The sequence below is a fragment of the Pseudomonas sp. DF11 genome, assembly GCF_058148565.1.
Genome location: NZ_JBYVYN010000001.1, coordinates 473,211 through 490,113, shown reverse-complemented (window position 1 = coordinate 490,113; position 16,903 = coordinate 473,211). Strand labels below are relative to the sequence as shown.

Annotated in this window: 15 protein-coding genes; all 15 read left to right on the top strand. The window is 62.7% G+C overall.

Annotation, left to right across the window (positions count from 1 at the left end; translation table 11 throughout):
* Positions 1-3 precede the first annotated feature (3 nt).
* The 15 genes from AC30D9_RS01985 to AC30D9_RS01915 all read left to right on the top strand — a co-directional run bounded on the left by AC30D9_RS01985 (position 4) and on the right by AC30D9_RS01915 (position 16,817).
* Positions 4-1,566: a ShlB/FhaC/HecB family hemolysin secretion/activation protein gene (locus AC30D9_RS01985; RefSeq protein WP_490143722.1), complete on the top strand. Its 1,563-nt coding sequence runs from the start codon at positions 4-6 to the stop codon at positions 1,564-1,566.
* A gap of 17 nt (positions 1,567-1,583) precedes the next feature.
* Positions 1,584-3,383 (top strand): DUF2341 domain-containing protein, encoded by a 1,800-nt coding sequence (locus AC30D9_RS01980; protein WP_490143301.1) that lies wholly within the window; start codon positions 1,584-1,586, stop codon positions 3,381-3,383.
* A 10-nt stretch (positions 3,384-3,393) separates the two neighbouring features.
* Positions 3,394-3,819, top strand: a complete 426-nt coding sequence (locus tag AC30D9_RS01975) for an ExbD/TolR family protein (protein WP_003201710.1) — start codon at positions 3,394-3,396, stop codon at positions 3,817-3,819.
* 2 nt (positions 3,820-3,821) lie between these two features.
* Positions 3,822-4,526: an energy transducer TonB family protein gene (locus AC30D9_RS01970; RefSeq protein ID WP_307572150.1), complete on the top strand. Its 705-nt coding sequence runs from the start codon at positions 3,822-3,824 to the stop codon at positions 4,524-4,526.
* A gap of 40 nt (positions 4,527-4,566) precedes the next feature.
* Positions 4,567-6,258: a putative porin gene (locus AC30D9_RS01965; protein WP_490143300.1), complete on the top strand. Its 1,692-nt coding sequence runs from the start codon at positions 4,567-4,569 to the stop codon at positions 6,256-6,258.
* Positions 6,259-6,273: 15 nt separating this feature from the next.
* Positions 6,274-6,921 (top strand): DNA repair protein, encoded by a 648-nt coding sequence (locus tag AC30D9_RS01960; protein ID WP_490143299.1) that lies wholly within the window; start codon positions 6,274-6,276, stop codon positions 6,919-6,921.
* A gap of 22 nt (positions 6,922-6,943) precedes the next feature.
* The gene (locus AC30D9_RS01955) at positions 6,944-7,423 is read left to right on the top strand and encodes a YbjN domain-containing protein (RefSeq protein ID WP_307572153.1); all 480 of its coding nucleotides are present in this window, start codon (positions 6,944-6,946) and stop codon (positions 7,421-7,423) included.
* Positions 7,420-8,361: a peptidylprolyl isomerase gene (locus tag AC30D9_RS01950; RefSeq protein ID WP_307572155.1), complete on the top strand. Its 942-nt coding sequence runs from the start codon at positions 7,420-7,422 to the stop codon at positions 8,359-8,361. Before AC30D9_RS01955 ends, AC30D9_RS01950 begins: the two co-directional genes overlap by 4 nt.
* A 239-nt stretch (positions 8,362-8,600) precedes the next feature.
* On the top strand, positions 8,601-9,581 hold the full coding sequence (locus tag AC30D9_RS01945; protein ID WP_134924493.1) for a LysR family transcriptional regulator: 981 nt from the start codon (positions 8,601-8,603) through the stop codon (positions 9,579-9,581).
* Between the two features lie 133 nt (positions 9,582-9,714).
* Positions 9,715-10,212, top strand: coding sequence for a GNAT family N-acetyltransferase (locus AC30D9_RS01940; RefSeq protein WP_134924492.1), 498 nt, complete (start codon positions 9,715-9,717; stop codon positions 10,210-10,212).
* A gap of 97 nt (positions 10,213-10,309) precedes the next feature.
* A complete protein-coding gene (locus tag AC30D9_RS01935; RefSeq protein WP_307572157.1) occupies positions 10,310-10,804 on the top strand; it encodes a hypothetical protein in 495 nt (164 codons plus the stop codon).
* A 115-nt stretch (positions 10,805-10,919) separates the two neighbouring features.
* Positions 10,920-11,591, top strand: coding sequence for a DUF3313 domain-containing protein (locus AC30D9_RS01930; protein ID WP_134924490.1), 672 nt, complete (start codon positions 10,920-10,922; stop codon positions 11,589-11,591).
* Between the two features lie 125 nt (positions 11,592-11,716).
* A complete protein-coding gene (tpx, locus tag AC30D9_RS01925; RefSeq protein WP_134924489.1) occupies positions 11,717-12,217 on the top strand; it encodes a thiol peroxidase in 501 nt (166 codons plus the stop codon).
* 191 nt (positions 12,218-12,408) lie between these two features.
* Positions 12,409-13,725, top strand: a complete 1,317-nt coding sequence (locus tag AC30D9_RS01920; RefSeq protein WP_307572159.1) for an MdtA/MuxA family multidrug efflux RND transporter periplasmic adaptor subunit — start codon at positions 12,409-12,411, stop codon at positions 13,723-13,725.
* Complete coding sequence (locus tag AC30D9_RS01915) at positions 13,722-16,817, top strand: MdtB/MuxB family multidrug efflux RND transporter permease subunit (RefSeq protein WP_134924487.1); 3,096 nt, start codon at positions 13,722-13,724, stop codon at positions 16,815-16,817. Before AC30D9_RS01920 ends, AC30D9_RS01915 begins: the two co-directional genes overlap by 4 nt.
* Positions 16,818-16,903: the final 86 nt, after the last annotated feature.

Sequence of the window (16,903 nt, the reverse complement as noted above, 5' to 3'; positions counted from 1 at the left end):
TGGCTGCTGCTGGCGGTCGGGGGGCCGTCGGCATTCGCCACGGAAGGAGGGCAGGAGGCCGAAGCGGCGCCGGTTCGCCTGGTGGACGTGAATGAGTATTTCGTGCGTGGCAATACCGTGCTCGATGCCCGGGCCATCGAAGAAGCGGTGTATCCGTTCCTCGGCCCGCAAAAGGCCTTGAGCGACATCGAAGGCGCCCGGGAAGCGCTGCAAAAGGCCTATCAGGCGCGTGGTTATCAATCGGTGTTCGTCGAGTTGCCGGAGCAGAAGGTCGAAGACGGCATCGTCTACCTGCAAGTCAGCGAAACCAAGGTTGGCCGGGTGCGCGTGGTGGGGGCCAAGCACTATTCGCCCGTGGAAATCCGTGACGACGTGCCAGCGCTCAAGGAAGGCGAGGTACCGGATTTCGCCCAGGTCCAGGCAGAACTGGCGCAGTTGAACAAGACCCCGGGGCGCCAGGTCATGCCGCTGGTGCGCGAAGGCCAGCGCCCCGGAACCATGGACGTCGATTTGCAGGTCGAAGACCAGAACCCCTGGCAAGCCAGCCTGGGGCTGAACAACGATTACAGCGCCGACACCGAAAAGCTGCGTACGGTCGCGAGCCTGGGCTACAACAACCTCTGGCAGTTGGGCCACAGCGTTTCGCTGACTTTTTTCACCGCGCCCCAGGACACCGAAAACGCCAAGGTCTGGTCGGGTTCCTACACCGCACCGTTGAGCGAACGCTGGAGCGTGCAGTTCTCGGGTTACCAATCCGACAGCAACGTGGCGACCGTCGGCGGTAGCAACGTGTTGGGCAAAGGTCATTCCTACGGGGTGTCGGCGATCTACAGCCTGCCGTCCAGCGGGGCATGGGCCAACAGCTTTTCGGTCGGGGTGGACTTCAAGGATTTCGACGAGGAGCTCAACTTAGGCGGTGCCAGCGACAAGGCACCGCTCAAGTACGCGCCATTCACCTTTGCCTACAACGGCTTTCGCTATACCGAAAACAGCCAGTTGGGCCTCGGCCTGAGCCTGGTGGCGGGGACTCGTAGCCTGCTGGGCTACGGCAGTACCGACGAAGAGTTCGACTACAAGCGTTATCGCGCCAGCCCCAGCTTCGCCGTGCTCAAGGGCGACGGCAATTACACCTTCACCTTCGCCAATGACTGGCAGACCGCCTCCAAGGCGGCCTTCCAACTGGCCTCAGGGCCGCTGGTTTCCAACGAACAATTCTCCGCCGGTGGCGCCACTTCGGTGCGCGGCTACCTGGCCGCCGAGCGCACCGCTGATGACGGCTACTTGCTGTCCCAGGAGCTGCGCACGCCGTCGCTGGCCAAGTTTCTCGGCAGCTATGTCCAGGAATGGCGTTTCTATGCCTTCGCCGAAGGCGCGCAGTTGTACCTGCGTGACGAACTGCCCGACCAGGAAGCCGATTACAGCCTCGCCAGCGTCGGCCTCGGCACCCGCGCGAGCCTGAGCAAATGGCTGTCCGGCAGCCTCGATTGGGGCTATCCGCTGCTCGAAGGGCCGAACACCTCGAAACAGGAATCGCGCCTGCACTTCAACCTGCAAGCGACGTTTTGAACCCAGGAGTCATGTCCATGCAACGCTTATTGTTATCCCTGTTGATCTGCCTGGGGCTGGTGCTTCCGGCGACCGCCAACGCCTGGTGGCAGGACGACTGGCACTATCGCAAACAGATTTCGGTGGACACCACGCCCCAGGGCGCCGCTATCGCCCAGGCCCTGGGACGCACCGCGTTGCTGGTACGCCTGCACACCGGCAACTTCACCTTCGACGGCGTCAAGGACGATGGCTCGGACCTGCGTTTTGTCAGTGCCGATGACAAGACCGTGCTCAACCACCAGATCGAAAGCTTCGACCCGCTGATGGGCATGGCGCTGATCTGGGTCGATGTGCCGAGTGTGGAGGGCGGTCAGCGTCAGGACCTGTGGATGTATTACGGCAACCAGAAGGCGCCGGCCACCGGCAGCGGCCAACTGACCTTCGACCCGGATTACACCGCGTTATACCACTTCGACGGCGCCACCGGCGTACCGCCCAAGGACACCACCGCCTACGGCAACAATGCCCAGGGCGCGGCCGGCACCAGCATCGACGGCGTGATCGGGCGTGCCTTGCAGTTCAACGGCCAGCCGCTGTTGTTGCCGGCCAGCCCTTCGTTGCAACACAGCGCGGGCGCGGCGTTCACCTTCAGTACTTGGCTGCGCCAGGACCAGGCCAGCGGCGAGCAAATCGTCCTGGCCCGTCGCGAAGCCGCCAGTCACTTGCTGATCGGCGTGAACCAGGGTGTGCCGTTCGTAGCGATCAACGACCAGCGCGCGGTCTCGACCCAACCGCTGAATCCCGGTCAATGGCAGCACCTGGCGTTGACCGCCTCGGGCGACCGGGTCGTGCTGTACGTCAATGGGCGTGAAACCGCGAGCCTGGCGGTGGCGATGCCTGCGTTCAATGCGCCGATTGCCTTGGGCGCTGACGTTTCCGCCGGTGCTTTCGCGCCCTTCAGCGGCGCCATGGACGAAGCGCGCCTGTCCAAGGTCGCCCGTCCGGCGCCGTTGCTATTGGCCGACGCCAATGCCCAGGGCGCCGAATCGAAACTGGTGGCCTACGGGGTCGATGAAGAACAGTCCGGCTTCGGTTTCGGCAGCCTGGGTTTCCTGCTCAAGGCCGTGCCGCTGGACGCTTGGGTGATCATTGGGGCGTTGGTGCTGATGATGTTCCAGTCGTGGATCATCATGATCCGCAAGAACCGCATGGTCAGCCGTCTCAGCGCGGCCAACGAAGCGTTTCGCGAGCAGTTCGCCAGGATCGGCACGCGCCTGGAGATGTTCGCCGATGACCAAGACCTCGCCCAGCGCCTGCAACACTCGTCGCTGTGGCGCCTGTACCTGGTGGCCGTCAAGGAAATCCGCACCCGCCGTGAGCAGGGCGCCGATACCTCGTCGGTGTCCGCCGCCACCATCGAGGCGATCCGCTGCTCCATGGACGGCGTGCGTACTCGGGAAAACCAGCAACTGAGTTCGAAACTCTCGACCCTGTCCAACGCCATTGCCGGTGGCCCCTACATTGGTCTGCTCGGCACGGTATTGGGGATCATGGTGGTGTTCCTCGGCACGGCGATGGCCGGTGACGTCAACATCAACGCCATCGCTCCGGGCATGGCCGCGGCCTTGCTCGCCACCGCCATGGGCCTGTTCGTCGCGATTCCGGCGCTGTTTGGCTACAACCGCCTGATCACCCGCAACAAGGAAGTCAGCGCCGACATGCGGGTTTTCGTCGACGAGTTCATCACGCGTCTGGCGGAGATGCACGGCGAAGGCCAGTCCGGTGAAGCGGCCCAGCGCCGCAACCACCACGTCCAATCGTCCGTACCGGCCTGAGGAAATCGCCATGGCTAGCGTAAACGCTTCACACGATGACGACGATGATGCGGCGGTCGACAGCATCAACATCACGCCGCTGGTGGACGTGCTCATGGTGGTGTTGGTGATGTTCATCCTCACCGCCACGGCCCAGGTGTCGGGGATCCAGATCAACCTGCCCAAGGCCAGCGCCTCGGTGTCGTTGTCCGAGGCCAAGACCAAGGCGATTTCGGTGAATGACGGCGGGCAGGTGTTCCTCGATGCCTACCCGGTGACCCTGGCCGAGCTGGAAGAGCGCCTGCGCATCGAGAAGGCCCAGAGTCCGGATTTTCCGGTGATCGTGCGCGGCGACGCGACGGTGCAGTACCAGAAAGTCATTGAAGTGCTGGATCTGTTGCGGCGCCTGGAACTGTCCCAGGTCGGTCTGGTGACCGGCAAACCGAGCCAGGGCTGATCATGACCGCCAGACTTCCCATCGATCCGCCTCCCGTGAAGCCCTCGCCGTTGCGCCTGCTCAAGTGGGCCGTCGGCCTGCTGTTGGGCGCCGTGGCGGCCTGGCTGCTGTGGCAGTGGGCCAATGACATGAGTGGCGTGCGCCGCGAAGCACCGAAGGTGCCGACGATCATTCCGCTGCCGCCTCCGCCCCCACCACCGCCGGAGAAACCCAAGGAGCCGGAACCCCAGGTCGAGGAAAAGGTGGTCGAGCCAGAGCCGACCCCGGAACCCGAAGAGGTCAAGCCCGAGGAAGAGGCGCCGCCATCGCCCGTGGATGACCTGGCGAACCCGATGCAAATGGACGGCGATGCCCAGTCCGGCAACGACGCCTTCAACATCGGCGCCGGCAAGGGCGGCGGTATGGCCGGGGCAGGGGGCGGGCGCTTGGGCAATGGCACCTACAGCCAGTTCCTGGCGTTCACCTTCCAGCGCTTGCTACGGGAAAACCCCGACCTGCGCAGCCTGGCGTTCTCGCTGCAGGCCGACGTCTGGCTCAGTGCCGCGGGCGAAATCACCCGGGTGGAGCTGGTCAAGTCCAGCGGCAACCCGCAAGTCGATGAACAGGTGATTTCCGCGCTGCGTGCCGCGCCCCATTTGAGTGAACGGCCACCGGCCTCCCTGACCTTGCCCGTGCGTCTGTCCTTGCAAGGGCGCCGACCGGGTTAATCGAATTTTTAGAAAGTTTGCCAACAGGAGTTGTGTGCAGATGATTTCCAATGTGAATCGATTGTCGTGGGCGATCGGCCTGGTGGTCCTGAGCCTGGCCGGGCACGCGGTCGCCGCCCCGGCGCCTTCGGAAAACGCCACGATCAATCTGATCCGCCTGCTGGTGCAGCAGGGCGTGTTGAAGCAGGACCAGGCCGATGGCTTGATCGCCCAGGCCGAACGCGAAGCCCTGCAGGCCCGCCAGGCAGCCACGGCGGTTGCCGCAGCGCCGGCCGGTGCGCCGGGGGACGTGCGGGTGCAATATGTACCGAACATTGTGCGTGAGCAGATCCGCGACCAGGTCAAGGCTGAAGTCATGGCCACCGCCAAGCAGGAAAACTGGGCCCAGCCCAACATCTTCCCGGATTGGGTTTCGCGCATCAGTTTCGATGGCGACATTCGCCTGCGGGATGAGTCGCGCTATTACTCGGGCACCAACAGCAACGAAATCGTCGACTTTGCCCGGCTCAATGACAAGGGGCCGTACGACGTCAACCCCAACAGCAGCTCCAGCCTGCCGCCATTGCTCAACACCCGCGAAGACCGGGAAAACCTGTTCCGCCTGCGCGCACGCCTGGGCATGAAGGCCGTGATCGCCCCGCAATGGACCGCGGGCATTCGTATCGGCACCGGCTCGGACAACAACCCGGTATCCACCACCCAGACCCTCGGTGGCGGTTTCGGCAAGAAAGACATCTGGCTCGACCAGGGCTACCTGACCTGGAAGCCCTCGGACGAACTGACCCTGACCGGCGGGCGTTTCGCCAACCCGTTTTTCTCCACCGACCTGTTGTATTCCGGTGACCTGAACTTCGATGGCGTGGCGGCGAATTTCAACCACAAGCTCAATCAGGACTGGGGCGTCTTCGGCACCGTCGGCGCGTTCCCGGTGGAGTACACCAACGACACCAGCACCAGCAACGGCAGCGACAAGGAAGAGAGCGACAACAAGTGGCTGTACGGTGCGCAACTGGGGGCCAACTGGGCGATCAACGACAGCAACCGGATCAAGGGGGCCTTGGCCTATTACCGCTTCGACGACATCGAAGGCCAGCGCTCTTCGCCGTGCCAACCTTGGGCCGGTGATCCAGGCTGCGATAGCGACGGATCGCGGGTGGCGTTCATGCAAAAGGGCAACACCGTGTTCCTGCTGCGCGACATCACGCCCAACCCCCTCAACCCGTCCACCACGCCACAGCCGCAATACGTCGGCCTGGCCTCGGAGTTCAACCTGCTGGACCTGAACCTTGCCTGGGACACCGATCTGCCCGAAGACCTGAAGCTGCGCAGCCAGGCCCACTACGTCCACAACCTGGGCTACGACGAGGGCGAGATGCGCAAGCGCTCGGCAGGGCAGTTCGCCAACAACCTGGACGAAAACGGCGAGGTGGAAAGCGGCGCCAACGCCTGGATGCTCCAGTTCACCCTGGGCAACTCGCTGGAACTCAAGCGCGAAGGCGACTGGAACCTGTTCGCCGGCTACAAGTACATCCAGCCGGACGCCTTGCCCGACGGCTTCAACGATTCGTCGTTCCATCTGGGCGGCACCAACGCCAAGGGTTACTTCCTGGGCGGCAACTATGGCCTGGCGAGCAACGTCTTCGCCACCGGTCGCTGGTTGAGTTCCGAAGCGGTGTACGGCGCGCCGTACGACATCGATGTCTTGCAGCTTGAAATCAACACGCGCTTCTAAGCGCAGGGAGGCCTCATGAAAAGGCGAGCCAAACACCAATGCCCGGCCGCGTTGCTGGTGCTGGGCCTGCTGCTCAGCGGCATGGCTCACGGCGAAGGGCTGGAGGAGCGACTACGGGCACAACTGCGCAGCACCACCGCGCAGTTGCAGGCCCTGCAAAGCGAGCAGGCCCAAGCCAGCGCCGCTCGTCAGGCTGCGGAGGGCCAGGCCAAGGACGCCCAGGCGCAGATCAAGCAATTGACCGCGCAACTGACCAAGGCCCAGGCCCTGATCGACCAACTGTCCGGGCAGCAGCAAAACCTGCAAAGCCAGGCCCAGGCCCAGGTGGCGGCCAGCAACGAACAGGTCGGCAAATTCAAGAAAGCCTATGAAGAGCTGTTGACCCTGGCCCGTGGCAAAGAGACCGAGCGGGCTCGGCTGGAGGGGCAATTGAGCGAGCGTGACACACAAGTGCAGCAATGTTCGGTCAAGAATCAGCAAATGTACGAAGTCGCCAAGACGCTGCTGCATGCCTACGAAACCATCGATGTGACCGACATCATGAAGATCCGCCAGCCGTTCGCGGCCAAGGCCCGGGTGCGTTTCGAGGAGCTGGCCCAAGGCTTTGGCGATGACCTCTACAAGAACCGTTTCGATGCGCCCCAGGCCTCGATCACTCACTGAACAGCACAAGGAAGAATCGAGCATGACCTCAATGATTGAACACGTCGGCGCAAAATCCCTGACCGAGTTGTTGCAGGCCGCCGGCTATCGGGTCAACGAAACCGAGCAGAACGGCATCGTGCAACTGCTCAGCGCCAGCCAGGGCATCGGCTTTGCCGTGCGCTTGGGCAATCCTGCGCCGACAGCGGGCGAATACCTGGACTTCACCTTCAGCTGTGCCTTGCGGGTGCAGGGCGAGTTGCCGGCTGGATTGGCAGAACAATGGAACGCCTCGCGCCGCTTTGCCCGATTGTCGCTGCAAGGTGGATTCCTGGTGATGGAAATGGACGTGGTGGTGGCGGCAGGCGTGAGCGCCGATCATTTGCGCAGCCATCTGGAGCTGTGGGATCGCCTGTTGCAGGAGTTCATTGTCTACCTGCGTGAGTTCAGCCAGAACGCGGCGCGCTTGCAGACCCCGGCCGAGCCGGTCGAGGCCTCCCTGGAGGAGGCCGTCGCATCGTGAAAAAGCCGACCTTCGTCATCAGCGCCGCAGCGCTGGGGCTGATCGCCGTGGCACTGGTGCTTGGCCTGCGGCCGGGAAGCGATCCGGTCGCCGCGGTACAGACCGTCAGCGTTGTTTCGGTCGACTCTCCGAGCCTGGCCCGATTGGGCAACCAGCAGGTCAGCCCCGATGAACTCAAGGCGTTGCTGGCCGCACTGGCCCCCGAGGTTCGCCAGCAAATGCGTGGTAATCGGGCTGCGTTGGAAGGCTGGATCCGTGCCCGCCTGGCGGAAAAAGCCGTGTTGGAGCAAGCCGATGCCCAGGGCTGGCGCCAGCGGCCCGAGGTGGAGCGGCAGACGCGAGCGGCGGCCGAGCAGATCGTGTTTCGTGATTATTTGCAGTCGGTCAGCCAGGTGCCGGCCGGGTATCCCAGTGAAGACGAGTTGAAGCAGGCCTACGACGCCGGGAAAGCCAATTGGACCGCGCCGGCGTTGTACCGCGTCAGCCAGATTTTCCTGGCCGCGACCGAGCCGCAAACGGTGGAGGCGGTCCGCCGGCAAGCGCTGGAGTTGAGCAAAAAGGCCCAGGCGTCGCCCGCCGAGTTCGCCGCCCTGGCCAGCCGTTTTTCCCAGGATCGCACCAGTGCCGAGCGGGGCGGCGACAGTGGTTTCCAGCCATTGCAGCAACTCGTCCCGCCGGTGCGTGAGGCGGTGGCGCGCTTGAAGGTCGGCGCGGTGTCGGATCCGGTGCAGAGTGCGGCGGGCTTTCATGTCATCAAACTCACCGAACAACAACCGGCCCGGGAAGCGACCCTGGACGAAGTCCGCGAACGCCTGACCCAGGCCCTGCGCGCCCAGCGCCAGGAGCAGATCGCCAAGGCTTACCTGGACGGCATGCTCGACACGGCCACGTTGAGCATTGATGGCGCGCAGTTGAGCAAGGTGCTGGAGGGGCTTTAACCTCGACAATGCTTAGATGTGAACACCTTTGTGAGGTGAACACCTTTTGTGGCGAGGGGATTTATCTGTGGGAGCAAAGCTTGCTCGCGATACAAACGCCTCGGTTCCAGGGAGACCGCGTCATCTTCATCGCGGGCAAGCCTTGCTCCCACAGATAAACCCCTCGCCACAGGGAGCCGCGCTGTATCTGGAACGCCGGCGCAGCTCCACGTATTCGTACAACCGACAGGGAGTCACCCATGACCTTCATCGAGCCCGCAGGACGCCAGGCTGTCACCGCATACCGAACACCGTTGCATGCCCCCGACCCTTGGTTGGCAATGGCCAGTGGTATCGAACCGCAGGTGGCGCAGTGTTTCCTGGTCAGTGCCCGTTGCGGCTGCTTCATGCAAGCGGCCCGCAGTCTCAACGTCAAGGCGACTTGGCTGCGCAAGCAGTTGGCGCAGTTGGAGACGCGCTTGCAACGCTCGTTGTTCAGCTTCCAGGGTAGCGCCTTGATCCTCAGCCGCGAAGGCCGGCAGTTGCAGGCGCGATTGATCGCCCTGGCCCACGAAAGCGCGCCACCGCTGAATGATCAACCCTTGATTCGTCTGGCCGTGGCCGAGTCGATCCTGCATGACATCCTGGGGCGTGACTTGATCTCGCTGCTGCGGCGCAACGCCAGTGTGCGATTGCAAATCCTCACCCTGGACAGTGAACTGGCATTGCAAGCCGTCAGCGCCGACCTGGTGCTGTGGTTGAGCGATGCCCACGGGGCGGCGCCAGGGCCGAGCTTCGCCACGTTGCCAGCGGATCGGCTGGCGCGGCTGGATTATGTGCCACACATCGCCAAGCGCTACTCACGAGCGGCCACGCGCCCGGATTGCCTGGACGACCTGAATGACTACATGCTGGTGCAATGGCAGGCGGATCGACACGTGGACGGCTTTGCCCCGTGGAACGCCTTGATAGAACAACGCCGTGCCGGTGTGGTGCAGGTGCAATCCTACGAACTGATGCTGGAAATGATTCGCTGCAGTGCCTGCATTGGCCTGTTGCCACAGTACATGAGCCGCTTCGACCGAGGCTTGGTGGCGTTACCGGAAATATTCGGCCTGTCGATGCAGCGGCACTTGTGGCTGGCCGTCAATACCCAGACCGAAGGCTCGCCAGAGGTGCGGATGCTGCGTGAATTGATCCAGCACACGCTGGATGAGCGCCGGGATTGGTTCCAGGCGTAACCGAAACTGAGTGTAACCCCCTGTGGGAGCTTGCCTCGCAACCACCCCAAGAGCTTTTGTTGGGAGCAGGTTTCCCCGCCGCTTGGCGCGACTTATAGTGATCGGCCTTGTCACGCCTCCAGGAAGGAGCCCCATGTCCGAGTCTTCGATCGCCCTCGAACGCTTCACCGAAGCCCACATCGCCGGAGTCACCGCGCTCTACAATGACCCGGCGGTGACGCGCCAGGTGCTGCAGATGCCTTTCCAGTCCACTGAAACCTGGCGCAAACGCCTGGTGGTGGATGACGAGCGCTTGTTGAAACTGGTGGCCCTGCACGAGGGTGAAGTCATCGGCAACCTGGGGCTGGAGCAGTTTTCGCGGGTGCGTCGTGCCCATTGCGGCAGCCTCGGCATGGGCGTGGCAGTCGCCTGGCAGGGCAAGGGCGTGGGTTCGATGCTGCTGGCTGCCGCGCTGGATGTCGCGGACAACTGGATGAACCTGCGGCGAGTCGAGTTGACGGTGTACGCCGACAATGAGGCGGCCATCGGGCTGTACCGCAAGTTCGGCTTCGAAACCGAAGGGTTGATGCGCGACTATGCCGTGCGTGACGGGCGCTGGGTGGACACCCTGGCCATGGCGCGGCTGCGTTGAAGGACTGGCTGTTAAGGTAAACGGGGTTTTGCGTACGCCGGCCTCTTGAACCTGTCATCATCCAGCTCCGCAGCATGCCTTGATAGAGGAACAGCCCATGGACGATATACGGCAATTGGGCGAGATGCTTCGTCACTACGCAGACAGCGAAGCGCACAAGAAACAACAGCACCAGGCCCAGTCGTTGGTCTGGGCAGAACAGATCGAGGCGTTGTACGGACAAATCGAGCAATGGTTGGCGCCAGTCCTGGCTCCCGACCTTTTGACGTTGAGTCGTGAGACCTATGTGGCTCATGGGCCGAGCGTTCCGGTAGAGACGTCCGATTTCAAGACTGAAAAACTGACCTTGACCATCACCGGTAAACCGGTGGAGTTCGTGCCGGATGTGATGGGCGTGGGCGGGCTGGTTTCCTTGTCGATCATGGGTCTGGCCTCGACCCGCCATGGGAGCATTTCCTTGGTTTGCCAGCCACCATCGGTGCAATGGCAATGGCGGCGGACCAATGGATTGAAAGAACCCGATACGTTCGCTTTCGACGCAGACTTTCTCGCACAACAACTACAGAGCCTGATACCGCGCGATCGGGGCTGAAGACGTGTGGCGGAACGTCATCTTTATCGACCTTCTTTCAGGGCAGGCAAAAAATGGTTCATTGGCTATACCTGTAGTTCCGGCCCCGCCTCGTGTGGCTTACAGGAGTGACAGCATGAAGTTTTCGTCGATGATCGGCACTGTTTGCATTGCCTCGCTCGCTTTGGCGGGTTGCTCTAGCAAAGTTACCCAGCCGGATGAGTATTCCGGGTTCCTGGGCGATTACAGCCGGCTCAAGGAAGAAAAGTCGCCGTCGGGGGCCGAGGTCATGCGTTGGGTCGATCCGAAGATTGATCCGCGCAAGTACACCCACCTCTATATCGAGCCGACGCAGCTTTATCCCAAGCCGCAGCCGACCGTGAAGATCCCCGCGGCCACGCTGTACGGCATCACCGCCTATTACGATCAGGCCCTGAAGCGCGAAGCGGGGAAATCCTTGCCCCTGGCGAGCAGTCCAGGGCCGGGTGTATTGGTGATGCGGGCGGCCATCACGGCTGTCGGCAGCAAGACCGAAGGCTTGAAACCTTATGAGGTGATCCCGATTGCCCTGGTGGCGGCCGCTGTTAGCACTGCCAGCGGCATTCGCGACCAGGAAACCACGTTGGGTACCGAAGCGGTTTTTATCGACGGTGGCAACAACGCAGTGGTCGCCCAGGTGGTGCGCAAAGGGACGGGCAAACCGTTGTCCAACGAGTCCCAGGTCATGAAGCCCGATGATGTCAAAGGGGTCATCGATGGCTGGGCGTCGGATTTGCATCAGTCGTTCCTGAAGCTCAAGGCTAAATAGCCACGGATGTCTCCTGTAGACGCTGGTGACGTCATGTCTTTTTATGTCCGGGCATAGGTCGCGGCTCCATTTCATGGTTAACTCCGGCCTTCACCTTTTTCAAACCTGTCAGAAGGAATCCGTTCATGGCTACAGTCACCCTCAAAGGCAACCCAGTCCAAGTCAACGGCCAATTGCCACAAGCCGGTTCCAAGGCACCAGCCTTTTCCCTGGTGGCCGGCAATCTGTCCGACGTTTCCCTGGCGAGCTTCGCCGGCAAGCGCAAAGTGCTGAACATTTTCCCTAGCGTCGACACCCCGACCTGCGCCACCTCCGTGCGCAAGTTCAACGCCCAGGCCAACGAGCTGAACAACACCGTGGTGTTGTGCATTTCTGCCGACCTGCCGTTCGCCCAAGCGCGTTTCTGCGGCGCCGAAGGCCTGGAAAACGTCCAGAACCTGTCGACCCTGCGCGGTGCCGAATTCATCCGCGACTACGGCGTGGAAATTGCCGACGGCCCGCTCAAAGGCCTGACCGCCCGTGCCGTGGTGGTGCTGGACGAAAACGACACCGTGTTGCACAGCGAACTGGTCAAGGAAATCGCTGAAGAGCCGAACTATGACGCGGCCCTGGCTGTTCTGAAATAAGTGGAATGAAATAAGGTCTTTATTACAATTGTTAACGGCCTGGCCCTGCCCAGGCCGTTTTCTTTTGTGCTTCAAGGTCTTAGCCGACTATTCAAAAGGTAAGCCCAACGTAAATTGCCGGTAAAGGCGCTTTGCTAAACACCCGCCAGTGCTTATCGTTCAGCCTCCCGTAAAAGAAGTCCACGCGCCCAATGGTTGATCACTCCATGCAATCCTCTGTATCCCGCAATCCCCGTCGCTGGCTGTTCGGCCTGTTCATCGTATTGGTCGTCGCGGCGCTGGCCTGGAAGTTCTGGCCCAGTGGCTCGGCCGAGAAACCAGGGGCAGGGGAGAAGGCCGCGGCGGGGCACGTGGGGCGCTCCGGTAGCATGCGGCCAGGGTTCGGTGGGGCGACGGGGCCGATCCCGGTTCGGGTGGCGCCGGTGGTGAGTGGGGATTTCCCGCTGTACTTCAAGGCGCTGGGCACGGTCACGGCCCTCAATACCATCAACGTGCGCAGCCGTGTGGGCGGCGAACTGGTCAAGATCGCCTTCGAAGAGGGGCAAATGGTCAAGGCCGGGGACTTGCTGGCCGAGATCGACCCGCGTCCCTACCAGAACGCCTTGCTCCAGGCCGAAGGCACGCTGTTGCAGAACCAGGCCCAGTTGAAAAATGCCCAGGTAGACCTTGAGCGGTATCGCGGCCTGTATGCCGAAGACAGTATTGCCAAGCAGACCCTCGACACCGCCGCGGCGCTGGTAGGCCAGTATCAGGGCACGGTCAAGACCAACCAGGCGGCGGTCAACGACGCCAAACTCAACCTGGAATTCACCAAGATCCGCGCGCCCATTGCCGGTCGCGTAGGCTTGCGGCAACTGGACATCGGCAACCTGGTGGCGGCCAACGACACCACGGCCCTGGCGGTCATCACCCAGACCCAACCCATCAGCGTCGTGTTCACCTTGCCGGAGAACAATCTCGACACGGTGCTCGCCCGTTACCGCAGCGGGGCGAAACTGCCCGTCGAAGCCTGGGACCGGGGCGACGTGAAGCTCCAGGCCAGCGGCGTGCTGCAAAGCCTGGACAACCAGATCGATGTCACCACCGGCACCTTGAAGTTCAAGGCTCGCTACGAGAACCGCGACCAGTCGCTGTTCCCCAACCAATTCGTCAATGTGCGCCTGCTGGCCGATACCCTCAAAGGCGTGACCCTGGCGCCGACGGCGGCCATTCAGTTCGGCACCAACGGCACCTTCGTCTATGCCCTTGATGGCGACAAAAAAGTCACCATCAGAAAGCTGAAGATCGGTGCCAGTGACGGTGACAACACCGTGATCACCGAAGGCCTGGCGGCAGGGGATCGGGTCGTGCTCGAAGGCACCGATCGCTTGAAAGAGGGCAGCGAGGTGGAAGTGGTCAACGACAGCCAGGACGTGCCCACCACGCCGACCGAGCACCTGCAGGGCAAGTCCGCGGCGGCGCCCACTGAGTCGGCTGCGGCCGACAAGGCGAAAAAGGGCGGCGCATGAATCTCTCGCGGCTGTTCATCCTTCGCCCGGTCGCCACCACCCTGAGCATGCTGGCGATCATCCTGGCCGGCCTGATCGCCTATCGGCTGCTACCGGTGTCGGCACTGCCCCAGGTCGACTATCCGACCATCCGTGTGATGACCCTGTACCCGGGCGCCAGTCCCGATGTGATGACCAGCGCAGTCACCGCGCCCCTGGAGCGCCAGTTCGGGCAGATGCCGGGCCTGACGCAAATGGCCTCCACCAGTTCCGGTGGCGCGTCGGTGATTACCCTGCGCTTCAACCTCGACATCAACATGGACGTCGCCGAACAGCAGGTGCAGGCTGCGATCAACGCCGCCACCAACTTGCTGCCCAAGGACCTGCCGGCGCCGCCGGTGTACAACAAGGTCAACCCGGCCGATACCCCGGTGCTGACCCTGGCGATCACCTCCAAGACCATGCTGCTGCCCAAGCTCAATGACTTGGTGGACACCCGCATGGCGCAGAAAATCGCCCAGATCAGCGGGGTCGGCATGGTCACCATCGCCGGTGGCCAGCGCCAGGCCGTGCGAATCAAGGTCAATCCCGAGGCCTTGGCGGCCAACGGCCTGAACCTGGCGGATGTGCGCACGCTGATTGGTGCTTCCAACGTCAACCAGCCCAAGGGCAACTTCGACGGTCCGACCCGGGTCTCGATGCTCGACGCCAACGATCAACTGACCTCGCCAAAGGACTATGCCGAACTGATCCTGGCCTACGCCAACGGCGCGCCGTTGCGGCTCAAGGATGTGGCACAGATTGTCGACGGCGCCGAAAACGAACGACTCGCCGCCTGGGCCAATGAAAACCAGGCCGTGCTGCTGAACATCCAGCGCCAACCGGGGGCCAATGTCATCGAGGTCGTGGACCGGATCAAGGCCCTGCTGCCGAGCATCACCGACAACCTGCCGGCCGGCCTGGATGTCACCGTGCTGACCGACCGCACCCAGACCATCCGCGCCTCGGTCACCGACGTGCAGCATGAGTTGCTGATCGCCATCGCCCTGGTGGTCATGGTGACGTTCCTGTTCCTGCGTCGGGTCAGTGCCACGATTATTCCGTCGGTGGCTGTGCCGCTGTCGCTGATCGGCACCTTTGGCGTGATGTACCTGGCCGGTTTCTCCATCAACAACCTGACCCTGATGGCCCTGACCATCGCCACCGGTTTTGTGGTGGACGATGCCATCGTGATGCTGGAGAACATCGCCCGCTTCATCGAGGAGGGCGACAGCCCGTTGCAGGCGGCGCTAAAGGGTGCGAAGCAGATCGGCTTCACGCTGATTTCCCTGACCTTGTCGCTGATCGCCGTGCTGATTCCGCTGTTGTTCATGGCCGATGTGGTTGGGCGCTTGTTCCGCGAGTTCGCCATCACCCTGGCGGTGGCGATCCTGATTTCCCTGGTAGTGTCCCTGACCCTGACGCCGATGATGTGCGCCCGGTTGCTCAAGCGCGAGCCCAAGGCAGAAGAGCAGGGCCGTTTCTATCGCGCCAGCGGCGCCTGGATCGACTGGCTGATCGCCGCCTACGGCCGCAAGTTGCAATGGGTGCTCAAGCATCAGCCGCTGACCCTGCTGGTGGCGGTGGCTAGCCTGGTGCTGACGGTGGTGCTTTACCTGGCCGTGCCCAAGGGCTTCTTTCCGGTGCAGGACACCGGCGTGATCCAGGGCATTTCCGAGGCGCCGCAATCGATATCCTTTGCCGCCATGAGCGAGCGCCAGCAGCAACTGGCGAAAGTGATCCTCGCCGATCCGGCGGTGGAGAGCCTGTCGTCCTACATCGGTGTGGACGGCGACAATGCCACGCTCAACAGTGGTCGCCTGCTGATCAACCTCAAGCCCCACAGTGAACGGGATGACAGCGCCAGCCAGATCATTGCCCGCTTGCAACCACAGTTGGACCGATTGGTGGGCATCCGCCTGTTCATGCAACCGGTGCAGGACCTGACCATCGAGGATCGGGTCAGTCGTACCCAGTACCAGTTCAGCCTGTCGTCGCCGGACGCCGAATTGCTCAGCCTCTGGAGCGGTCGGCTGGTCGAGGCCCTGGCCCGGCAGCCGGAACTGACCGATGTGGCCAGCGACCTGCAGGACAAGGGCTTGCAGGTTTACCTGGTCATCGACCGCGACGCTGCCTCACGCCTGGGCGTCTCGGTGTCGAACATCACCGATGCGCTGTATGACGCTTTCGGCCAGCGGCAGATTTCCACCATCTACACCCAGGCCAGCCAGTACCGCGTGGTGCTGCAAGCCCAGGCCGGGGAGCGGATCGGGCCGCAGGCGCTGGACCAGATTCACGTCAAGACTACCGATGGCGGCCAGGTGCGGTTGTCGAGCCTGGCCCGGGTCGAAGAACGCCAGGCACAACTGGCGATTGCCCACATTGGCCAGTTTCCGGCGGTGATGATGTCGTTCAACCTCGCGCCGGGCGTGGCCCTGGGGCACGCGGTGGATTTGATCGAGAAGGTCCAGCACGACATCGGCATGCCGTTGGGCGTGCAGACCGAGTTCCAGGGCGCGGCCCAGGCGTTCCAGGCGTCGTTGTCGAGTACCTTGCTGCTGATCCTGGCGGCGGTGGTGACCATGTACATCGTCCTGGGCGTGCTGTACGAAAGTTACATCCACCCGATCACCATTCTTTCCACGCTGCCCTCGGCGGCCATCGGCGCCTTGCTGGCGTTGATCCTCAGCGGCAATGACCTGGGCATGATCGCGATCATCGGCATCATCCTGCTGATCGGCATCGTCAAGAAAAACGCGATCATGATGATCGACTTCGCCCTCGACGCCGAACGCAACCAGGGCATGGACCCGCAGACGGCGATCTACCAGGCTGCACTGCTGCGCTTCCGGCCGATCCTGATGACCACCCTGGCGGCCCTGTTCGGTGCGATACCGCTGATGTTCGCCACCGGCTCCGGCGCCGAACTGCGCCAGCCCCTGGGCTTGGTGATGGTGGGTGGGTTGTTGGTGAGCCAGGTGTTGACGTTGTTCACCACGCCGGTGATCTACCTGTATTTCGACCGTTTGGGGCGGCGGTTTGCCCGGCCGGAAGGGAAAGAGGTGCGGGTATGACGGTGGCGCCCGGCATCCTGGGGCATGAGCGCTTTCTGTGGCGAGGGGATTTATCCCCGTTGGGCTGCGTAGCAGCCCCTTTGGTG